The sequence below is a fragment of the Prevotella sp. oral taxon 313 genome (assembly GCF_003043935.1).
Classification (GTDB): Bacteria; Bacteroidota; Bacteroidia; order Bacteroidales; family Bacteroidaceae; genus Prevotella; species Prevotella jejuni.
Genome location: NZ_PYXE01000001.1, coordinates 1,598,226 through 1,618,653 on the forward strand (window position 1 = coordinate 1,598,226; position 20,428 = coordinate 1,618,653).

The 20,428-nt window shown below is 42.1% G+C and carries 13 protein-coding genes and 2 pseudogenes; 9 read left to right on the forward strand and 6 right to left on the reverse strand.

Features of this window, described 5'->3' with window-relative positions; genetic code table 11:
- Positions 1 to 1,221, reverse strand: coding sequence for a site-specific integrase (locus tag AXF23_RS06255; RefSeq protein ID WP_107625814.1), 1,221 nt, complete (start codon positions 1,219 to 1,221; stop codon positions 1 to 3).
- A gap of 299 nt (positions 1,222 to 1,520) precedes the next feature.
- Here AXF23_RS06255 and AXF23_RS06260 point away from each other — a divergent pair.
- From AXF23_RS06260 to AXF23_RS06295, 8 genes and pseudogenes are all read left to right on the forward strand, one after another.
- Positions 1,521 to 2,663 (forward strand): annotated as a pseudogene (locus AXF23_RS06260) (DNA topoisomerase); the annotation flags it as partial.
- 92 nt (positions 2,664 to 2,755) lie between these two features.
- Positions 2,756 to 7,369, forward strand: a complete 4,614-nt coding sequence (locus AXF23_RS06265; protein ID WP_107624694.1) for a DUF2958 domain-containing protein — start codon at positions 2,756 to 2,758, stop codon at positions 7,367 to 7,369.
- A 264-nt stretch (positions 7,370 to 7,633) separates the two neighbouring features.
- Complete coding sequence (locus AXF23_RS06270) at positions 7,634 to 8,887, forward strand: site-specific integrase (protein ID WP_107625815.1); 1,254 nt, start codon at positions 7,634 to 7,636, stop codon at positions 8,885 to 8,887.
- 40 nt (positions 8,888 to 8,927) lie between these two features.
- Positions 8,928 to 10,190 carry a site-specific integrase gene (locus tag AXF23_RS06275; RefSeq protein ID WP_107624695.1) on the forward strand — a complete coding sequence of 421 codons (1,263 nt, stop codon included), beginning with the start codon at positions 8,928 to 8,930 and terminating at the stop codon, positions 10,188 to 10,190.
- A 63-nt stretch (positions 10,191 to 10,253) separates the two neighbouring features.
- On the forward strand, positions 10,254 to 10,715 hold the full coding sequence (locus AXF23_RS06280) for a DUF1896 domain-containing protein (RefSeq protein ID WP_107624696.1): 462 nt from the start codon (positions 10,254 to 10,256) through the stop codon (positions 10,713 to 10,715).
- Between the two features lie 704 nt (positions 10,716 to 11,419).
- Positions 11,420 to 11,689, forward strand: a complete 270-nt coding sequence (locus AXF23_RS06285; protein WP_107624697.1) for a helix-turn-helix domain-containing protein — start codon at positions 11,420 to 11,422, stop codon at positions 11,687 to 11,689.
- Positions 11,690 to 11,692: 3 nt separating this feature from the next.
- Positions 11,693 to 12,004, forward strand: a complete 312-nt coding sequence (locus AXF23_RS06290) for a helix-turn-helix domain-containing protein (RefSeq protein WP_009013256.1) — start codon at positions 11,693 to 11,695, stop codon at positions 12,002 to 12,004.
- A gap of 346 nt (positions 12,005 to 12,350) precedes the next feature.
- Positions 12,351 to 12,770, forward strand: a complete 420-nt coding sequence (locus tag AXF23_RS06295; RefSeq protein WP_107624698.1) for a plasmid mobilization protein — start codon at positions 12,351 to 12,353, stop codon at positions 12,768 to 12,770.
- A gap of 73 nt (positions 12,771 to 12,843) precedes the next feature.
- On the opposite strand, the gene AXF23_RS16575 is transcribed toward AXF23_RS06295, so the two are convergent.
- The 3 genes from AXF23_RS16575 to AXF23_RS06310 form a co-directional block, all read right to left on the reverse strand.
- A complete protein-coding gene (locus AXF23_RS16575) occupies positions 12,844 to 13,029 on the reverse strand; it encodes an IS1/IS1595 family N-terminal zinc-binding domain-containing protein (protein WP_107624699.1) in 186 nt (61 codons plus the stop codon).
- 136 nt (positions 13,030 to 13,165) lie between these two features.
- Entirely contained in the window at positions 13,166 to 13,924 is a 759-nt protein-coding gene (locus AXF23_RS06305) for a hypothetical protein (RefSeq protein WP_107624700.1), read from the reverse strand.
- A 3-nt stretch (positions 13,925 to 13,927) separates the two neighbouring features.
- Positions 13,928 to 14,401 carry a hypothetical protein gene (locus tag AXF23_RS06310; protein WP_107624701.1) on the reverse strand — a complete coding sequence of 158 codons (474 nt, stop codon included), beginning with the start codon at positions 14,399 to 14,401 and terminating at the stop codon, positions 13,928 to 13,930.
- A 174-nt stretch (positions 14,402 to 14,575) separates the two neighbouring features.
- Here AXF23_RS06310 and AXF23_RS06315 point away from each other — a divergent pair, with 174 nt between their 5' ends.
- Positions 14,576 to 16,456, forward strand: a complete 1,881-nt coding sequence (locus tag AXF23_RS06315; protein ID WP_107624702.1) for an IS1634 family transposase — start codon at positions 14,576 to 14,578, stop codon at positions 16,454 to 16,456.
- Positions 16,457 to 16,694: 238 nt separating this feature from the next.
- Here AXF23_RS06315 and AXF23_RS06320 read toward each other — a convergent pair whose 3' ends face one another.
- Together AXF23_RS06320 and AXF23_RS06325 are read right to left on the reverse strand one after the other, a co-directional pair.
- Positions 16,695 to 19,754 carry a metallophosphoesterase gene (locus AXF23_RS06320; protein WP_107624703.1) on the reverse strand — a complete coding sequence of 1,020 codons (3,060 nt, stop codon included), beginning with the start codon at positions 19,752 to 19,754 and terminating at the stop codon, positions 16,695 to 16,697.
- A gap of 54 nt (positions 19,755 to 19,808) precedes the next feature.
- Positions 19,809 to 20,387: pseudogene (locus tag AXF23_RS06325) on the reverse strand (RHS repeat-associated core domain-containing protein); the annotation flags it as partial.
- Between the last annotated feature and the right edge of the window lie 41 nt (positions 20,388 to 20,428).

Here is a 20,428-nt window from a genome sequence, read left to right on the forward strand (position 1 = left end):
CTATAATTTTAAGGTGAAAGTGTGTTCTATCCGCTGTTGAATCTTCTGCATATCCTGCCTTATTCTTTCTGAATTGACCGCAGCATACACTTGTGTCGTTCTCAAATTGGTATGTCCCAACATACCGCTTACGGTTTCTATCGGAACACCTGCCGACAGGGTAATGACCGAAGCAAAAGTATGGCGAGCCATGTGAAAGGTCAGAGGGGTTTCCATACCGATACTTCTCTGTATGTGGTGCATCGCATTGTAAACCACGTCTCTTGGGGGAACGTCAAACACATATCCCGCACGTCTGCCCCTATATCTTTCCATAATGGTCTTGGCTGGGGAGAGAACTACTACACGAAAAGGAGTCTTCGTCTTGACACGCTTGCTTTTAATACATAGCTTTCCTTCTTCAATGATGATGTTTTCCTCTTTGAGATTGCGTATATCTGAAATGGCAAGACCGCTGAAGCAGGAGAACACGAACAAATCACGGACGACACGATATTTCTCCCATTTGATGGGCAGGTCGATAATCTTTTGCAGGTCGTCCTGCGTGATGTTTCTCGGCGTTCCTTTCGTCTTTTCGTAACTGTAACCAATGAACGGATACAGGTCTATCATGCCATTTTTGACAGCCTTGTTCACAACCGCCTTCAATGCAGCCAAGGCACTACATATACTGCCACGTTTCAGTTTTCGGTCTATTGTCAGAAAGTATTCAAAGCCTTCTATAAAGGAAATATCCAGCTCCATGAGCGGAATATCACTTAACTTGTATTTCCTACGCACATACTCCCGAAGAAGAGTTTGCTGATAGATACGCAGCTCCAGTGTTTTCATTGCCCGGTCTATGCCCACTCTTTCATGAATCTGTGTGAGGTACTCAGCATAGCACTCTAAAAGCATTGAGCTTTGACAAAGCTGTCCCTGATAGGCATTGCGCACATCCGTAGCCGTGAATGACTCTCCACTTTCGCAAAGTTCCCGATAGCGTGCATGAATGAGTGCAGTGCATTCATTCAAATACCGGTTGATAGAATTTGCGATGGCACTCTTGCCGAGAAGACGTTGCTTTCTGCTATCCCAAAGAGATAATGGGACTTTCTTTTTGGCGGAAAAGGCGGAATGCTTCCTGCCCAGTTCTATCCGTCCGATAAGCGGCACCATGCCTTTTTTGTCCGCTCGTTTAGCCTGTGTGAAAAACGAGACTTTCAGTTTGTTTTCTTTCATTTTTCTGTCGTTTTTTTCTAATTTCCTTTGCTTGCAAAGGTACATACGAACAAGAGTTCTTGAGCTATGCAGAAAAATGAAAGATGAGGAATAAAAACCTATGCCACAGTTGTTTATATTCAATTCGTAACCCCTTTTTGCTTTGTGCCCTATGGGTTACGAGTTGGTAACGGAACTATTGCCGTTTTCCGCTCAATCTTGCCATATCACAAAATGCAGAAAAGTGCATAAGATGTTATTGTTCAAGTGTTTCCGTTCGTATTTGCCCTTTCTTCTTTCATTGTCATTATTCTATGAACTATCCCCGCACTGGCAGCCGATACATCAGTGAAGATGTCTTCGAGGAAATATCCACCCTGCTACGCAAGACAGGCATGCCACTATCAAATCCACTTAACCGCCATTCTGTGGACAATACCAAGGTTACCGACCACCACGCCATTATTCCCACAGGTGAAACACCCTTAGGATTGTCGGCAGATGAAACAACTATCTATCAAATGGTAGTTAATCGCTTCATAGAAGCCTTTTCTCCTGATTCCGAGGAAGAGCGTATGCAGGTACGGTTCACAGATGGCACCAACACCTTTAGTTGGAAAGCATGCCGACAAATCTCTTTAGGCTGGAAAGTTGTACAGAAAGGTAAAGAAGCGGAAGCAGATAAGGAAGAAGATGGTGATGAACAGATTTTACCTTCATTGCCGAACTTGGCAGAAGGTGAAATCCTATCACTTGTTAATGCGGACATCACCAAACATAAGACCAAACCTAAACCTCTCTACACAGAAGCGACACTGCTTTCTGCTATGGAGAACGCCGGCAAGGAAGTGAAGGAAGACGATAAGCGCAAGGCAATGGCAGAGTGTGGTATTGGAACACCTGCCACTCGTGCCAACATCATCGAAACGCTGATCCTTCGTGATTATATCCGAAGAGACAAGAAATCCATCATACCTACCGAGAAAGGCTTAGCTGTCTATGAAACTGTCAAGGACAAGAAGATTGCCAATGCTGAGATGACAGGCAGTTGGGAACTTGCCCTTGCCGCTATTGAAGCAGGAAAGATGCCATCTGATAAGTTCTCACAAGGCATCAACTCATACGTAGGAACAATCTGCGAGGAACTCCTCTCGCTTTCTTCAGAGCAGAAGTCCTATCCGGTCTACCGCTGCCCCAAATGCGGACAGCAGAGTGTCGGCATCTATGCTAAGGTAGCCAAGTGCAGACATGAAACCTGTGGCTTCCACGTGTTTCGTGAAGTCTGCGGCATACATTTCTCTGAAGATAACATCCGTCACTTGATAAGTTCTGGTCGTACGCCTATCCTTAAAGGGCTGACCAGCAAGGCTGGCAAGAAGTTCAATGCCCGACTTGTTTTGGGTGAAGACTACGCCACTTCCTTTGAATTTGAGAACAATAAAGGAAAACAAAGAGGGAGATAATCCCGACAGAAACAACGAGGAACAAATATAGGTTGGGAGATACAAGTACTACCTCCCGACCTTTTTACCTCCACTTATTAAAAGAAAACACTATGGCATACAATAAGAAAGAAGTCCTGCAAGCCAACACGGAGGCTATCCGTGTGGTCTTGCGTCTGGAAAAAGAACGCCGCGAAGCCACCGAAGCTGAAAAAAGTATCTTACGAAACTATCAGGGCTTCGGTGGCTTGAAATGTGTACTCAACCGCACAGATAACCCCGATGATATACGCTATTGGAGCAAGTCTGAACAGAATCTCTTTGAGCCTACCCAGCAGCTCAAGCAGATGATTTATCGTGAAGCCGTAGATGCCAATACCGCCAAGCGGTATTGGGAGGGCATCAAGGCAAGCGTACTGACCTCCTTCTATACTGATACTCGTATCGTCTCTGCTATCTCAGACGCACTTGCCTCCACAAACCTGCAGATAAGACGATGCTTAGACCCTTCTATGGGTATGGGTGCCTTTGCCGAGATCTTTGCAAGGCAAGCGGGAGTTGTAGATGCAATGGAAAAAGACCTGCTCACTGCCCGCATTAGCCAAGCTCTGCACCCCTATGGAAAAGGCAACATATTCGTTCAAAACGAGCCTTTTGAAGCTATTGGAGAGCTGGAAGACAAGGATAAGTACGACCTTGTTACAAGTAACATTCCTTTTGGAGATTTTATGGTCTATGACCGAGAGTATAGCAAAGGCAAGGACACTCTTAAACGTGAGTCCACACGTGCCATTCACAATTACTTCTTCGTGAAAGGTCTGGACTGCATCAAGGAAGGTGGCTTACTGGCATTCATCACCTCACAGGGTGTTTTGGACAGTCCCCGCAACGAAGCCATACGCCGTTACCTCATGCAGAACAGCCGCCTTATCTCCGCTCTCCGACTAACATCAGGTCTATTTTCAGACAATGCAGGTACGGACGTAGGCAGTGACCTCATCGTCCTACAGAAGCAGACAGGTAAAGAAATCGGCGAAGGAATTGAACAGCAGTTCGTAGAAACCGTTTCCGTTCTCAAGGAAGAAGGTTCTTCTGTCGTCTTCAAGCATAACTCTCTTTTTGTAGGAGATTGGAAAGACATATCTCATCGCACCATTGCCACAGAGCGTATAATGGGTACAGACCCTTATGGAAGACCAGCATGGGAGTATCGGTTCACAGGAGGGATTGAGGAAATGGCAGAAAGTCTCCGAACACGGCTCTCCCTTGAAATGGGACAACGTATCGACCGTAAGCTATATGAAACAGGTATACCAATGACAGAGGCAGAGCGGGAGGCGGAAGCAGAGAAACAGCTTCGCAAGTTGGGTATTACCATAAGTCGGAAAGAAGAAACAGAGAAGACAAAGACTGAAGACAAGGGAATAAACGATGCCTATAACCTCATGCCCGACAGTATCAGGAAGCAACTGCCTAAACTTTACAGCACGGAAAAGGAACTCATTGGCGATAAGGTTGCCTATGCACGCTATTTCTTCCCTATGGGAGCATACACAGCCTACCTTCTGGAATATGACCCTAAGAGCCGCATTGGTTTCGGTGCTGTCACGATGGGTTATGGCTGGGAGCTTGGCAATATGTCCCTCGACGAGATGGAAGGCGTGAAGGTAAGAGGACTGGGGATTGAACGCGACCTGTATTTCTCTCCTAAGAAATTGCACGAGATAGCCGAGTTGGAAGAAATCGTCAGGGAACAATATACCAAAGAAGAAGTGGTGGCAGAGGAAATCAAGGAAGAAGCGGTAACAAATACAGAAGACACGGTTAAGAAGACTGTAAACGGTATTTCTGAAATCGAAACGTCCAACGAGGAATTAGAAACTGAAACAGAAATTAATGTCGGGCAAGTCATAGAAGCGGACGATTTTACCATTACCAAGGCACAGGCAACAGAAAATACCGTTTCCAATGGAGAGACTACTCCATTGCAACCACCATCATCGGAGTCTGTACCACAGCAATCTGTGTCAGAGCAACCATCCATAAACGTTGAACCTGCACCCGAAGGTGTACCCGCCTTGACACTTCACCGACAATACGAACAGGAAAGGTCGGAAATCCGTACGGATATTGAAGCCCCAAGAGAGATGAACGGACAGACGGTGTTCTTTGACGACGATCATCATCCAGTGGTGGACAACAACATGGAAGACATCGGACAACCGGAGCAACTGTCACTGTTTGCCCCGGAGGAATACAGTCTTTGGACAAGAGAAGTTACCCGTGTGAACAATGAAATCAAGGATAATTCAGGAACTTCACAGGCGCGCCGTCCTGTAGAACAAACTGTTTCCCAAAAGCCAGCGGAGTCCAAGATACAAAAGCCAGCAGCCGTACCCAAACGCCGTACTCATAGTAGCAGGAAAGCAGCTTCTTCCTCCCCACGTGAGCCGTCACTTTTCGACTTCATGAACGAAGCCGAGGAACGCAAGCCAAAACCGATAGCGGAGGTGAAAAAGGAGTTCGATTCCTCGCCCCGTCCCTTTCTCTCATCACCCGACTCGCATTTGAGGGATGGCTCCATTGTCGTGCAGAAAGGGCAGGTGGGGTTTCTTTCTGATCTGAAGCGACATCCCACCTTTAATCCGATGGACTTGCCGTATGCGCAGCTTTCCCGTCTAAAAAGCTATATCGAGATACGGGAGTGCTATCATCGTCTCTATGACTACGAGGCAGAGAACCATGCAGAAGACAGGGAAGACCGCAGCAGGCTCAACCACCTGTATGATGACTATGTTGCACGCTGGGGATACTTTAACCAAAAGGCGAACACCGACATCATTAAGATGGATGCTACAGGCTTGGAAATGCTCTTCTTGGAACGCTCCGAAAACGGCAGGTACATTAAGGCGGACATCTTTGACCATCCTACGGCATTTTCCATCACGGAACTGACCGTTGCCACAGACCCGATGGAGGCACTGGGTGCATCGCTCAACAAGTACGGCACAGTGGAACTTGACTACATGAGTTCGCTTTTACCTGATATGGAGGAAAGCGACATCATTTCTTCCTTGGAAGGTCGTATCTATTTCAATCCCGAAGAGAATGCTTACGAGGTAGCGGACAAGTTCATTTCGGGCAATGTAATAGAAAAGGCGGAGCGTATCGAGTCGTGGCTCTTGGACCATCCCGACCATGAGGAAGCCAAACAGAGCCTTGCCGCTTTGCGTGCAGCCACACCTACACCCATTCCCTTTGCCGATTTGGACTTCAACCTCGGTGAACGCTGGATACCTGCCAAAGTCTATGGCAGGTTCGCTTCGGAGTTTTTCGGGACGGATATTGGCGTATCCTACCATTCCAACATGGACGAGTACAGCATTGTATGTGACCATAAGAATGCCAATATCTGGCACAAGTATGCCGTACAGGGAGAGTTCCGCCGTTATGATGGTATCAATCTCCTCAAGCATGCCCTACACAATACCATTCCCGACATCAACAAGAGTAAGGAGGTGACGGACAAGGTTACGGGAGAGACGAAAACTATCAAAGTAAGGGACGGACATGCTATCCAGATGGCAAATGCCAAGATTGAGGAAATCAGACAGGGCTTTGTTGATTGGCTCGGACGTACACCTGATACCTTCAAACAACAACTCTCCGACAGGTACAACCGCCTTTTCAACTGTTTTGTGCGACCCAACTTTGACGGTACACACCAGACGTTTCCCGATCTTGACCTCAAACGATTGGGCATTGCCGACCTCTACAAGAGTCAGAAGGATGCCGTGTGGATGCTCAAAACCAATGGCGGCGGCATATGTGACCACGAGGTGGGAGCGGGTAAGACACTCATCATGTGTACGGCAGCCTACGAGATGAAACGCTTGGGACTGGCAAACAAACCGATGATTATTGGTCTGAAGGCAAACGTCTTCGATATTGCCGACACATTCCACAAGGCGTATCCCAATGCCAAGGTGCTCTATCCAGGCAAGAATGATTTCAACAAGCAGAACCGCCAGCGTATTTTCAACGACATCAAGAACAACGACTGGGACTGTATTATACTTACGCACGAACAGTTTGGCATGATACCGCAGGCTTTGGAGATACAGGAAGCGATTATGCAAAAGGAACTGGACTCAGTGGAAGAGAATCTCGAAGTGTTGCGACAACAAGGAAGAGACATCTCCCGTGGTATGCTCAAAGGCTTAGAGAAGCGCAAGCAGACACTTGAAGCCAAGTTGCAGAACATACAGGATAGCATCGCTGAGCGTAAGGACGATGCTGTAGACTTCAAGATGATGGGTATCGACCACCTCTTTGTAGATGAATCGCACCAATTCAAGAACCTGATGTTCAACACACGCCACGACCGTGTGTCGGGCTTGGGCAATCCTGATGGTTCGCAGCGTGCCTTAAACATGCTCTTTGCCATTCGTACCATACAGGAGAGGTCCGGCAAGGATTTGGGAGCCACTTTCCTTTCGGGAACGACCATCTCCAATAGCCTGACGGAGTTGTATCTTCTGTTCAAGTATCTTCGTCCGCAGGCTTTGGAGAGGCAAGGTATCAACAGCTTTGACGCATGGGCAGCCGTCTTTGCCAAGAAATCTACCGACTATGAGTTCTCCATCACAAACGACATCATTCAGAAAGAGCGGTTTAGGACATTCATTAAGGTTCCGGAGCTGGCTGCTTTCTATGCGGAAGTATAGGATTTGGAAGCAAGAAAAGGCGAAGAATGCGTATCTGATTGAAATAGAGGATATATTGCCTTTTTACTCATTGAGTTGCATCAAAGGAAATAGGCTAAGAAAGGAGTGAAAAAGCAAGAGTTCAGTTACCAAATCGTTCGAGAAACGATGAAAGGAAAAGAACGGCTAAAAGTGGTAACTAAAATGGTGTTTTCTCTTTCATTATCAATGTTTTGCATCACTCAAAGTTCCTCTAAGAAGTGTAATTTTGCAAGCAAAAAGACAATGGAAAAAGAAAAAATGAAGCTGCTTTTCTACCTCAAGAGAGGTACGCAGGACAAAAACGGAAAAAGTCCCGTAATGGGACGCATCAGTATCGGTCGCTCAATGGTTCAGTTCAGTTGCAAATGCGCCTGTACCCCAAAACTTTGGGATAGTCGTAAACAGCGACTTGTGGGCAAGAGTGCCGAAGCCGTATCAGTAAACAACGAACTTGACCGACTGCAAGTAAGCGTCCATCAAGTTTACGAATCGCTTTTGGGCAAGTTGAACAACACTGTTACGGCAGAGCAGATAAGGGAACTTGTATTCGGGTTAAACAGCAGATCGCAGGGACTGCTTCATCATACAGACGAGTATATCGACCGCTTCCGTGAGCGGGTGGGTATAGACCGCAGTGAAAGAAGACTGAAATGTCTGCTGCTTTTCCGTAAGCATCTGGCAAAATTTCTCAGACATCGCTACCATGTGAACGATATTCCCGTGCAAAAAGCCGATACTGCCCTTATCAAAGACTTGGAGGAGTTTTTTGCCAAAGAAAAGGGTTTTAAACTCAACACTTCAGCTGGTTATCTTACAATGCTGGCATCCCTACTCAAGGACCTATACAAACGGCACATCATAGACATCTATCCTTTCATCGCTCACTCTATCCGCTGGGACGTGGGTACACCCCGATACATCACAAGGGAGGAAGTAAACAGAATAGCAGCATTAAGCGATAACGAACTGCAAGGCTATGAGCAGGTGTCGAGGGATATGTTTCTCTTTTCGTGCTATACCGGTCTTTCCTATACGGATGTGTACCACCTCACGGCAGAGCATATCATCCATGAGTCTGGTATGAATTGGATACGAAAGCCGAGAATAAAGACAGGCAATATATGCCACATTCCGCTACTGCCCGAAGCATCCGCCATCATCGAGCGGTACAGGGGTATCCATACAAGGGCGTTCCGTCACGAACCGCCCAAAGGGTATCTGCTGCCCATACCAGGCTGCGATACGGTGAACATACACCTCAAAAAGATAGCACGGCTTTGCGGTATTCAGAAAACGCTGACTTTTCACATGGCAAGGCATACCTTCGCATCGCAGATGACGCTTTCTGAAGGCGTGTCTATCGAAAGCGTATCGAAAATGCTCGGACACAGCCAAATAAAGACCACACAGGTGTATGCAGAGACTTCTCCAGAGCGTGTCTTTCGGGATGTGGAGAAGATTCTCCCTCTCATCGCACAATATCGTCTGACTAACTAGAAATTATAAGGAATACAAACGATAAAACATACATGGAAAAATGAAAAGTACATTTTCAATTCTATTCTATATAGACAGAAGCAAGACAAATGAGAATAACGAGTGCATTATACGCTGCCGTATCACCTGCAACGGTGCGTCTGCTTCATTCTCAACAGGATTGCACACCTCTCCCGTTGATTGGCAATCAAAGATAGGACGCATAAAAGTGGCAGCTAACAGAGCGAATGATGTCAATCATCAACTGGACTCAATAGATAAACGACTTCACGCACTCTATGAACTCACGTTAAGAGAAGAGAACTACATCACGGCAGAATATTTTAAGGAGCAGTTCCTGCATCAAGGAAAATCTACCCCAACACTCATAGAGCTTTACCAAGCTGTCTGCGAAAGTAAGGAGGAATTGCAGGGCAAGACTATAGGAAAGGCTACCGTCAGGGCTTTTAGGGACAGCAAGAAGAGCTTTTTACAATTTCTGAAAACAAGGGGGAAGGAGGATTGTCTTCCCAAAGAAGCCGACAAGGACCTAATAGAAAGCTACCGTCTGTTCATGCTTAGGGACTTAGGAAACAAGGAGAGCACCGTCTCCAACCGTCTGCGCCACCTGCATCAAGTTATTAGAAAGGCACAGCAGGAGCGGTATATCCATGCAGACCCTTTTGAACTGATAGACATTGAAACGCCCACCTACGAGCGCAATGCCCTCACTTCTGACGATTTACACAAACTTCTCTCATATCGTCCTCACCGCTCGGTGGACAACCATTGCAGGCTCATCTTCCTCTTGGGCTGTTTCACGGGGCTGGCATTCTCAGACTTGAAGAAACTCCGAATGGACGATGTTTATACATTCGGGGATGGGCGTAGGTACATATCGCTCTGTCGCACAAAAACTCAGAACAGAAGCATTGTTCCCTTATTGCCCATTGCCGAAGAGATACTCACCATTGTCAACGACGGACAAAAGGAGGGTTTGCTCTTTCGTGAGTTCCCCACGAATAGCCATTTCAACCGCAAGATAAGGGACATCATCATCAAGGCTGGACTCCCATCTCATACCGAAGCCACCTCGCACACGGCACGACATACCTTTGCCACGACCATCTGTTTGGAGAACGGCTTGCCGATAGAAACCGTCAGTAAGATGCTCGGACACCGCTTCATTTCCACCACTGAACTCTATGCAAAGATCAGCAAGAGCAAGATTGCACGGGAAATGCAGCCACTCATGGGTAGCAACACCACAAGGGAACTGCGAAAGGCCCTGCGTGTCTGTTCGCCAAGAAAGCCAAGAATATGATAAAATGATTTTCTTAGACCGTTAAACAACCATCATTAAGTATCAACACTAAATAAGGACAAAATGAAAAAGAACAACAAACAGGAACTTTCCTACTTTCGGTTGAAATTAAGAAGTTATATGAGTGAGCATCACCCCGAAAGATTGCACGACACGGAGTTTATCACCACACGAGCAGACATGGCTCTAACTGCTTACTGCGATGCAGTGGCACAAGGTTTTTCGCACCTCGAAGCAGAGAGCATAGCAAGTGAGGTATTGTATCAAGGTTTGCACTTTTCCAAGTACGACACGCTTGTTTCTGTCTTAGAGAACGAGTTTGAGAGGGAACTGCCTGCACCACTCCCTGAGAAGCTTGCACCCATATTGTTGTCGAACAAGGCTATTCAAGCCACATTCGACAAGTTCGGTTTGACGGACACATTTGCTTCTGACGAGCAATACGACCGTCTTTACACCGAACTCACCGGCACGATAGTGCTGCTTACCAAGAGCAATCATTTGCCAATAGTCGGTCAGACGTAGGGGTAAGTCCAAAGGCGTTGTAAGCAAAGGCACACGCAAAGTCCCTGATGCCGTTTCTTATCGTGCAAAGGTACAACGGCAGCTAATCTGCCCTGACAAGGTCAAGTCCTGCGGATGGAGAGAAGAATCTCCACCGCAGGATTTTTCTGTTTCAAGGCGGTATTGCCATTTTCTGTATTCGTGCGGTCGTATTCATCTCTCCCAACCTTGCAGGGCTGGGCTGCCGTAGAGAGTATAGGCACGACAAGAATACGGCATACTCAGGCTCTTTGGACGCAAGGCGTAACAACCAACAACAGATAGGACTGACGATAATACGGACAATCTGTTGTTTGTACAATTTATTGTCATGACTATCTGTTGTCATGACTATCTGTTGTCAAAACTATATATCGTCAAAATAATCTATCGATAAAACTATCTATCGATAAAACTACATATCGATTTGTCGAACTATCGAACTGTCGAAAGAATAATTGCTATGTGATAAAAGGAAAGAGCCGGCACCTCATCTCATTACCGCAATAACACAGATGGATCTCCTTTGGTCTTTTCTCTTGTTTTCTCTCTATTTCCCTGCTTTTCCTCATTTCTTGCAGCGGTGCTTCCGAGGGTTTACTTTTGCACTCGATAAGTACGGCAATGGACTGCATAACAGTTTGTTTGCCGAGTAACAATAAAGTAATCAAAACAAAATCAAGGCAATGAAACTCATTATCATCGACCGCAAAGCGTGGGAGCGGCACTGCTCCGAATTTGCAGACTTTATCCACAGTATTGAACAACTCATCGGCAATCCGCCCGAAACAGACGAATGGCTTGACAACGAAGCCGTGTGCAAGCGTTTGGGCATCAGCAAACGTACCCTGCAATCATACAGAGATACGGGGAAAATCCCTTTCTCAATGATTGGACATAAGTGCTATTACAAGGAAAGCGACATCACGGAATTACTGAACGCAAAAAGTGAATGAACTATGACAGAGAACGAAATCATTACACAGCAAGACCCTCAGATGCAGTTGTTTGCACAACTGATGGAGGGCACATTGAAGAAATTGGAGCGGTATTGCGCTACCGCCCGTCCGATGCTGAATGGTGAAGTTTACCTTTCGGGTGAGGAGGTTTGCAGCCAATTACGGCTCAGCACACGCACGCTCCAAGAGTACAGAAATGCAGGAACGCTTCCTTTCTACAAAATCGGAGGGAAGATACTATACAAGCAGAGCGACATACAGACAATGCTTGAAAGGCATTATAATCCAATACCGCAAACAGGTAGGTTATGAGTTAAGTTAAGAAATCAGTCGCGACTTAAGTCAAATGGTCAGTTGTGACTTTGGTCAAGAAATTAGTTTCGACCTAAGTTAAAATTAACTTTAGTCAAAAATATGTCAGCTCATAAAGTCAGTAAGTCAAGAAATTAGTCTAAACTTATCTCTTGATTTACTTCTTGAACTTTGAACTCTCGTCTATTAAAAGCACCCCAGAAAGGTTACTTTATGGAACATAACAAACTATCTCTTTCTTTATACTGGCAAGGTGTGTCTTTGTACCACAAATTGTCATTTGTACCACAAAGACCCTTGCCCCAATTGGGGGATTAAATCACTCCAAAGTCGTGATTAAAAAGCAATGAAAAAGCAGAAACAAAAGAAGCCAGACGGCAGATGTGCCACCTGCCCACGATGGGACAGATGGCACATCAGAATACCGAACCCCGAAGACCAGCAGAAGCTTATCAGACTCTACCGCAAGTCGGGAGCAAAGACAAAAAGCGATTTTGTCCGAGCAAGGCTTTTGGGTGAAGCCTTTAAGGTCATCACGGAAGACTCTTCAAAGAAGCCTTACTTGGAGAAACTCTCAGAAATCGTCGTCATGACTCATAAGATAGGTGTGCTGTACAACGAAGCCGTGAAAGCCCTCAATACTTATCATTCTGTTGCCACTGCTCAACGATTGCTCAGTAAACTTGAAACTTATTCCCAACTTCTTATCAGACTGCAACAGCAAGCAGTGCAACTGACAAAATCCCTTGAGAGTAAACAAGAATGAATGCTGATAAATCATACTGCCCAACGTTAGTATCGTGCTGTGATTGCCCAATCCCTCTTTGGTCAGTTATCAATTAGGAAGATAGGCCTTGTATGTTGTAGACGGTAATAAAACGTTTCCGGCAACTCTTACATCGGTAGCATTGTTTACCTGTACTACTTTTACCACTTCTGATAATATTGTTTGAGTGGCAATGCGGACATTGAAACTCAACTCCCAATCTGGAGCATAAAGCTCCGAAGCGTTCTCGTATATTCATTTTTCTTTGTTTTTTGTTTTGGGTTACAAAAATAGCAGAAGGCAGAGAATTTATCCCTGCCTTTACACCTAATTATTTAGAAACAAATTGATTATCAAGCAGTTATTCTAACAACTCCCAATCTGGAGTATTACCATTATCCATTGTAAGACAATTCTTGTATAATATAATTGTAATCTTTAATTGAATCATCATCATCATAGGGGCATTCCATAAATGAAGATTGGAAAAATCCATGTAATACTTTATCTATATCTATTTTTATAAACTCGATATTATTATAATTTCTTATATATAAAAAATCATTCCTTACGATCATATCTTTAAATAACCTATCAAAGTAAATTTCATCAGGTTTTGTTCTCACAATCATCCCCGAACAAATTTCTTTTTGTATCTTGCTGTCTAGAAAAATTATATAAGCAGAGAAATTTCGCATGCTGAAAACGCATTTTAAAATGATTTTAATTCCTAATTCTTTTAAATCTTTTCTTTTTGCAATCCAAACATTCTCACAATTTTCTTTTTCAAATTTGCACAAAATGTTATTTAAAATATCTAAAGGAATATCCGTATAGGTATTTGCTAGTACAAAGCCTTGCTGAAATAATTCTATATAGTATTTACATTTATTTGATCCATCAGTATTTTCGTAGTACTTCATATTAAAAGGGACACTTATTTGTAAAACATTATTAAATACTATTTCAGAAGAATTTGTACCACCAACATTTATACATATAGTATCAAAAGGCTCTTTTGTTAAAAAATGACACTTCCGAATCTTTCTGGACAAATAATTACAAATAAATCGCACATTAAAATCATAATGTAAACGATATTGAGAATCGCCTACATTATGATTAAGAGACATTGTTATATACTTTAGTATCATTTTCTATGGTCTTTTGTGATATTTTGCATCAAGCTGACCTTCATTACGAAGTCGGATAGCATTAGCTTTCTCTGCCTGCAAAGCTTTTTCTCTTGCATTTTTTCCAGCGGGTATTTTTCTTACTATTCGCGAGTTAAAGACATCTTTCTTATTCATCCTATTCCACTTATTAACTTGCTGAGTTACTCGATAGGATTTTCCTTTTTTTGTTATCTTTCCACCACTTATACCCGTTTTTACGACTTCTCCTGTTTCTTTGTCAAAGATTTCATAAAGGTGTTGAGCTTTCTGACTTTTTCTTGAATTCCCATTTACGACCTTAATAGTTGTCTTCGATTCTTTTACAGCATCAATTGCAGTTTCTATTATTTTTACATCTTTCCCTAGTTTTCCAACTTTAGCGACATCTCCAACTAGAGGTAATAATCCTGCACTACTTATTAAAGCATCGCCCCAGTCTCCTTTTTGAGCCTGCAATATAGCATTAACCCAAGTTTAACCGGCAAAATTATTTTTCATAAATTTTCGGGATATTTTGTGTAGTATCAATTTGATAAATAATTGATAATCAAACATAGGGTATTGTAACGAGGAGTAAAATCTGATTTGTAGGACACAGCCATATCAAAATTATTTTGTTACTTTGCACTCATGCACGCAAATGTACAGACACGATTCAACCCTGTAACAGGCGACATGGCTCCTTATTATCGCATCAAGGAGTCATATCGTGACGTGCAGGGTCATGTACATTCGCTAATTTTGTTAAACATCGGGTTCGAACCTTCACTTACTGCTGTACAGGTTCGAAAAATTGCATACGCTCTTACCAAACGCTTCAAAACAAGAAATACACCCTCGCTTTTCAAAGAGCGTCTTGAAGAACTTACTCCTATTGAACAGGCAAAGGCTGACGAATGGTGGATCCGTATGGAGAAAGAAGGTGGAATCGATCGGTTTAATAAGGAAGAGCAGAAGTCGCTGAGAAAATATGAGAACTATATTGACCTTGAGACGGCAAACTATACTGACGCAAGGGATGTCGGTGCTGAGTGGCTCTGCAAGCAGACAATCGACAAGCTGCAATTAGAGGGTTTTCTGCGCAAAAACGGCTGGACGGAGAATACGATACACACGGCTTTGTCAGCATTGATTGTCCGTACGGTATATGCAGTTTCTGAACGTTCATCTTATTATTATTTGCGCGATAACTCGGCTGCTGGCGAACTTTACAGTGGAGTTCCTGGCTGGACACCAGGAATCAATTCTCTGTATAAAATCACTGACAAGTTATATGAACTAAAGGAACAGTTAGAGCGTCATCTGTGCAGCGTTACTGACGATCTCTTTAATATAGACAACAAGTTGATGCTCTTCGACTTAACCAACTTCTATTTCGAGGGTAGCAAGCGTAATAGCGATAAAGCCAAGTTCGGTCGTTCAAAAGAAAAACGCTCTGACTGTAAGCTACTTGTACTTGCATTATGTATCAATAAAGAAGGTTTTATACGTTATTCTTCAATCTTGGAGGGTAATACAGCAGATCCCAAGTCTCTACCCAATATGATTGATACGCTGGCAAAGAGAAATCCATCACGAATCAAGGATACGCTCGTTGTCATGGATGCAGGTGTTGCCACGGAAGAGAACTTGGAGCTAATAAAGAAAAAGGGTTACAATTATCTCTGCGTATCCCGTACGAAAATGAAAGACTATACGCTCAGTGATGATAATAAGAGCGTTACGGTAATGGATGCCCGTCGGCAGAAGATAACGCTGAAAGAGGTTAAGACAGAGGATGATAAGGATTATTATCTCGAAATAACATCTCCTTCGAAAGCTATGACAGAGTCGTCCATGAACAGAGTCTGGAGAGAGCGTTTTGAGATGGAACTGCAGAGGATAAACGATGGAATTTCCAAGAAAGGTGGAACAAAAACCTATGAAAAGGTTGTTGAACGTACAGGACGTGCCATACAGAAGTACCCTTCTATAGCGAAGTTCTACCAGATAAGCTACATAAAAAATGAGAAGAAACCCAAGCAGATGCTACGTGTAGACTGGGAGATAAAAGACCTCTCAGCAATGGAATCTGGTCATGGAGTCTATTTCCTCCGCAGCAATGTCAGGACACTTTCTGAGCGTGTGACATGGGAATACTACAATCTCATTCGCGAGATAGAATGCACGAACAGACAACTAAAGAATGATCTCAACCTCCGTCCAATCTATCATCAGAAAGATGAGCGAAGCGACGCACACCTTTTCTTCGGTTTATTAGCCTACTGGGTGGTAAACACCATCCGTTGTCAATTAAAACGGGAAGGAGAATCCTGTTACTGGACCGAGATAGTACGACGTATGAGCACCCAAAAGCTTGTCACCACACAAGGGAAGAATCCATTAGGTGAAACCATCGAGATGCGCCAATGCAGTAGTCCTTCGAAACAAGCAAAACAGATATACGATAAGTTGAACTTAAAACACTCACCATTCAAAAAGAATAAAATTTGTAGGACACAGAGCCCATAAGAAAAACGATGAAAGCACGGTGACAGTTAGATTAGGCGAAAGTGGGTGTTAAACTTGGGTTAATTCCATCAGCTGCTCCAGTAGAATCTACTACTCCAACAATATCTAAAGCTGCGCTTAAAACATCTTCTCCGTTTAATCTATAATTTCCTCCCCAATTAATTCCTAAAACCGACGCATTGGCTTATATGAATCTTATCGATTTCACTTAAATTGAACACTGGTTCTTTTGGATTGTTTAGTGTTTTTTCATAACTTCTGCATTGTTAATAAGTTTTAGATGACATAGCTGTCCAATCTTTTGAAGTTGAGAATATTCCACATAATTATTATACACATAATTTAATACCCGAGCTTTTACAATCTCCATTGCTACTGGATTTTTTTCGTATTCTAATAGCAATTCTTCTAAATCATTAATACGCATCTTGTTATAGTAAGTATTAATAGTGAAAGAAATAATTTTGGCAACTGGTGTTCCTATCTGTTTTGCAATTTCATCATATATTTCAGGAACATTTGAAGTTCCTACAGCACTTGACAAATTAGTAAATGATTTAAGACATTGCTGGTAAAGTAGCATATGAAGCAATTTCTGTACTCTTGTCCGTATTTCAGATTCTTTAATATTAGTTTTATCCTTATATTTATCCAGTATGTATTGAACAATCTCTTCTTTTGACTCCTCTATCAAAGTACAAAAAAAAGAAATGGAACGAAAGCAAACATTGTATGATTCTTCAATTAGTTTTAGAATTTGCTCTTTTTTTAGAGTCTCCATTTGATTCTTTACAATTTGACCTAGTATCCTTATAATTTTAAACGTATTATTAAGGTCACGTAGACAAGTGTTTTTTTCAAAGTCTTCTTCAGATGGTCGCATTTGTGGATTCTTTCTTTCAAATTTTCTTTTCATGTCATCTGATTTTTTTAGAGCAATATCCCTATTCTCACGAGGATCAACATTCTGAAGCATAACTTCTGATTTTATACCATCTACAATATCATTTATTCCTTTAAATAAAGGGTCATCACGGTCTAAGGTTATAGGTTTGTAGTCTTCAAATGGAAGCATACTAGCAAATAGTAAATCCTCCATTTGTTTTTCCGTACCATTATGGTAGACTAAGAATATCAAAATATTAGCTTCACGTTCTCTATGCAAATTCATACATAATTCTTGTACGATTCCATCAGCTTGATTATCATTGACCAATTGTGAAATCTTTTGTGCAACAAGAAAGTAAAAAATATATTTATATGAGAATGTGTAGCAACCACTGTCTGCACACCGAATAATATCAGCATTACACAGATTTTCTAATAAGGCCTCTGCAGAATATGGTGCGTTGTAGTCTTCTTTGTAGTCATTATAAAATGCCCTAAAATTATTCTCATCAAAGTATTTTTTTTCTGTATGTTGTTTATACCGATAATATGCAAATTCAGATAGGAATTTCAAGACACCATTGATTTTTTCTTTTACAGTGCCAGATTTTAGTAATGAGGCAATAATGAGAGAATTGTAACAAAAAGCATATGAAGTTTTTGAAATGTCAAAATTGTCAAACACTTGATTTAAACCCTGTAAAAGAGATAGAATGAAAACAGGATAAGACGGTATTAATTGCTGTCCTAATAAGACAGAGATATTATCATATGCTTGCTTAACTTCACTAAGCAACATTTCTTCATTTAAAGTTATTACATCTTGTCCTAATCTAATCCACTTTTCAATTAATGCATTTCGTTTATGGTAGCCTAAAGATAAAATCCTAAAATGCTTTAAGTTGTCTGTATTATTTAAGTGCAACAAAACACTATGCAAATTCAATTGTAAATTGGTTGTCACAATAACCTTTTCAAAATTGCATAATAACCACTCCAGTAACTTTGATTTATAATCATTGTTGATTGTCGATTCATCTAAGTCATCTATCAGTATAATTCTTTTGCTTCTATCAAGTTGCATATATTGATCATAACTAAATTCCCTGTATTGATATTGATCTTTATAAGAGGATTTTAATTGACCAGATATATTATGATGCTTAATAGCTTTACCTGATACCATGATTGGGTACACACCTTTCTTGTACCAAGATATACATAACATCTGTAGAAGAGAAGTTTTTCCTGCTTGATTCTCGCCTTCTAAAACTGATATTCGTTCTATTATTGAATTTCCTAAAAGATCCTCACTATCTATATACTGAAGACATTCCGAACTAATATCCGAAAGAGGTTCTAAGTCTGGAAAAACAAAAATATCTGATAGTTGTAGTGTGTGTTTGTGTATATGCTTTAAGGGAATATTAATTGTTTCCAACTTTTCCGCCCACGCATTCGTAAACATCACTCCAGATTGCTGTTTCCGTATAGTAAACATACTGCTTTCCTGAGATGAACGAAAACATTTGTCAGAATACTCGAATTGGTGACGAGTCAAATTTTTATCATCGGTATCAAGTATAATTAATCCATATTTTGAAATCTTTTCGTGTTGTAAAGCCGAGTTTTCCAAATATATAAGCTCTTGATAATCTAATAATGATGAGATTTTTTTATTTTTTTCTGAATGCTCATGGCCACACATAACAATGTTTGAAGTTGCAAATATATGTTCTTCAAAAGTCTTCTTATTATTTAATGGGGAGTTTGGACTTAACCATGCAGTATTATGATGAAATAGTGAAACCACAATGTCCTGTGGATGAATATTCTGCCTTTCTATGAATTTGTTCTGTGGTATAATTAATTCACCAGGTCGCTCGTTTAGTTGAGATAATGATGCACTGTTATAGCAGTTAAAAATAATGCTAAAGTCCTGTTTCAATTTAACTTCTTGTGTCCACGATATCGATGGATTTAAATTTTCATTTCGTAATTTACTGTAGAAAGACCAAAAATTAGATTGAACAGAGAGGCATATAGAGATAATATCTTCTGAACCTATCTCATCTTGCTTAGATACTGTGCTTATAATCATTTTTCTAACATCAGTTTGTTTAGAAAAATCACAATCGTGATTGCCAGGGACAACGATGTACTCTACTGAATTTAAAAAGCTTGCTTCTCTCTTCCAAGAGCTTTCGCATTGCTTTAGCCAATTATAAGCAACTGCATACTCCTCTTCGTTACCACTGAATGCTATATCACCAGTAATAACTACTATTAATTTAGTACATTCATTAATAAGTGCCTTACAAGAACGATAAAAATCTTCTTGATGCTTAATAATAAAGTCATTTTCCGACTTTATATGAATATCCGATAATTGTAATAATGCAACTTTCATTTTTTTTTATTTTGTTACTTATAACATTCATCCATGTTAAATAAGCAATCAGCCGAGGTTATAGTTGACCTCGTATTCATACTTGTGACCATTGTTGATGGTTGTGCTGTCCGTAAGAATATCCTCCGTGCGATAGTTTATATCTCGGACATTGTTCAGCTGGAACTTTCTGCCCGCCTCCTTGCCGTAAGTATAAGCGAGTTCGTAGCCTGCGTTGAGCGTGCCCTCGAACTGCACACCTGTCTGCGAGAGATGTTGCTTCTTACTCGTGATACGGTGCATGTTGTCGTAGCCCATCGCAAGGGTATAAGAAGCCGTCTTATTGTCCGTTCCCTTATAAGTTCCCGTTGCGCTTGCCAAACGATACAATGGGTCATAAGAGTAACTATGGCTCATCTGTCCGCCTGCCTTGCCACTCTGTGGGAGCGGAGCATTGTTCTTAATACCGAGCACGTTGCTCACAGCGTCGTAGCTGTAGGCATTATCCATAATTGTACCTGCCTTAGCATTTACTACGAGGTTCTGCAAACGTCTGCGTGCAGGGTCGTAACTGTAGAACGTTTCCGCTCCGTTGCAATACTTCAGATAGGTGCGCTGCTCGATGATGCCTGTTCCTTCACACATATCAATTATTTAACGTCGTTCTTTCTTGTTTATTGCTTGCGGTTTTAATA

Coding starts and splice junctions, on each gene's coding strand:
- AXF23_RS06320 (WP_107624703.1), bottom strand. CDS start 19,754: ATGAAAGTTGCATTATTACAATTATCGGATATTCATATAAAGTCGGAA.
- AXF23_RS06255 (WP_107625814.1), bottom strand. CDS start 1,221: ATGAAAGAAAACAAACTGAAAGTCTCGTTTTTCACACAGGCTAAACGA.
- AXF23_RS06280 (WP_107624696.1), top strand. CDS start 10,254: ATGAAAAAGAACAACAAACAGGAACTTTCCTACTTTCGGTTGAAATTA.
- AXF23_RS06265 (WP_107624694.1), top strand. CDS start 2,756: ATGGCATACAATAAGAAAGAAGTCCTGCAAGCCAACACGGAGGCTATC.
- AXF23_RS06270 (WP_107625815.1), top strand. CDS start 7,634: ATGGAAAAAGAAAAAATGAAGCTGCTTTTCTACCTCAAGAGAGGTACG.
- AXF23_RS06285 (WP_107624697.1), top strand. CDS start 11,420: ATGAAACTCATTATCATCGACCGCAAAGCGTGGGAGCGGCACTGCTCC.
- AXF23_RS06290 (WP_009013256.1), top strand. CDS start 11,693: ATGACAGAGAACGAAATCATTACACAGCAAGACCCTCAGATGCAGTTG.
- AXF23_RS16575 (WP_107624699.1), bottom strand. CDS start 13,029: ATGAATATACGAGAACGCTTCGGAGCTTTATGCTCCAGATTGGGAGTT.
- AXF23_RS06315 (WP_107624702.1), top strand. CDS start 14,576: ATGCACGCAAATGTACAGACACGATTCAACCCTGTAACAGGCGACATG.
- AXF23_RS06275 (WP_107624695.1), top strand. CDS start 8,928: ATGAAAAGTACATTTTCAATTCTATTCTATATAGACAGAAGCAAGACA.
- AXF23_RS06305 (WP_107624700.1), bottom strand. CDS start 13,924: ATGATACTAAAGTATATAACAATGTCTCTTAATCATAATGTAGGCGAT.
- AXF23_RS06295 (WP_107624698.1), top strand. CDS start 12,351: ATGAAAAAGCAGAAACAAAAGAAGCCAGACGGCAGATGTGCCACCTGC.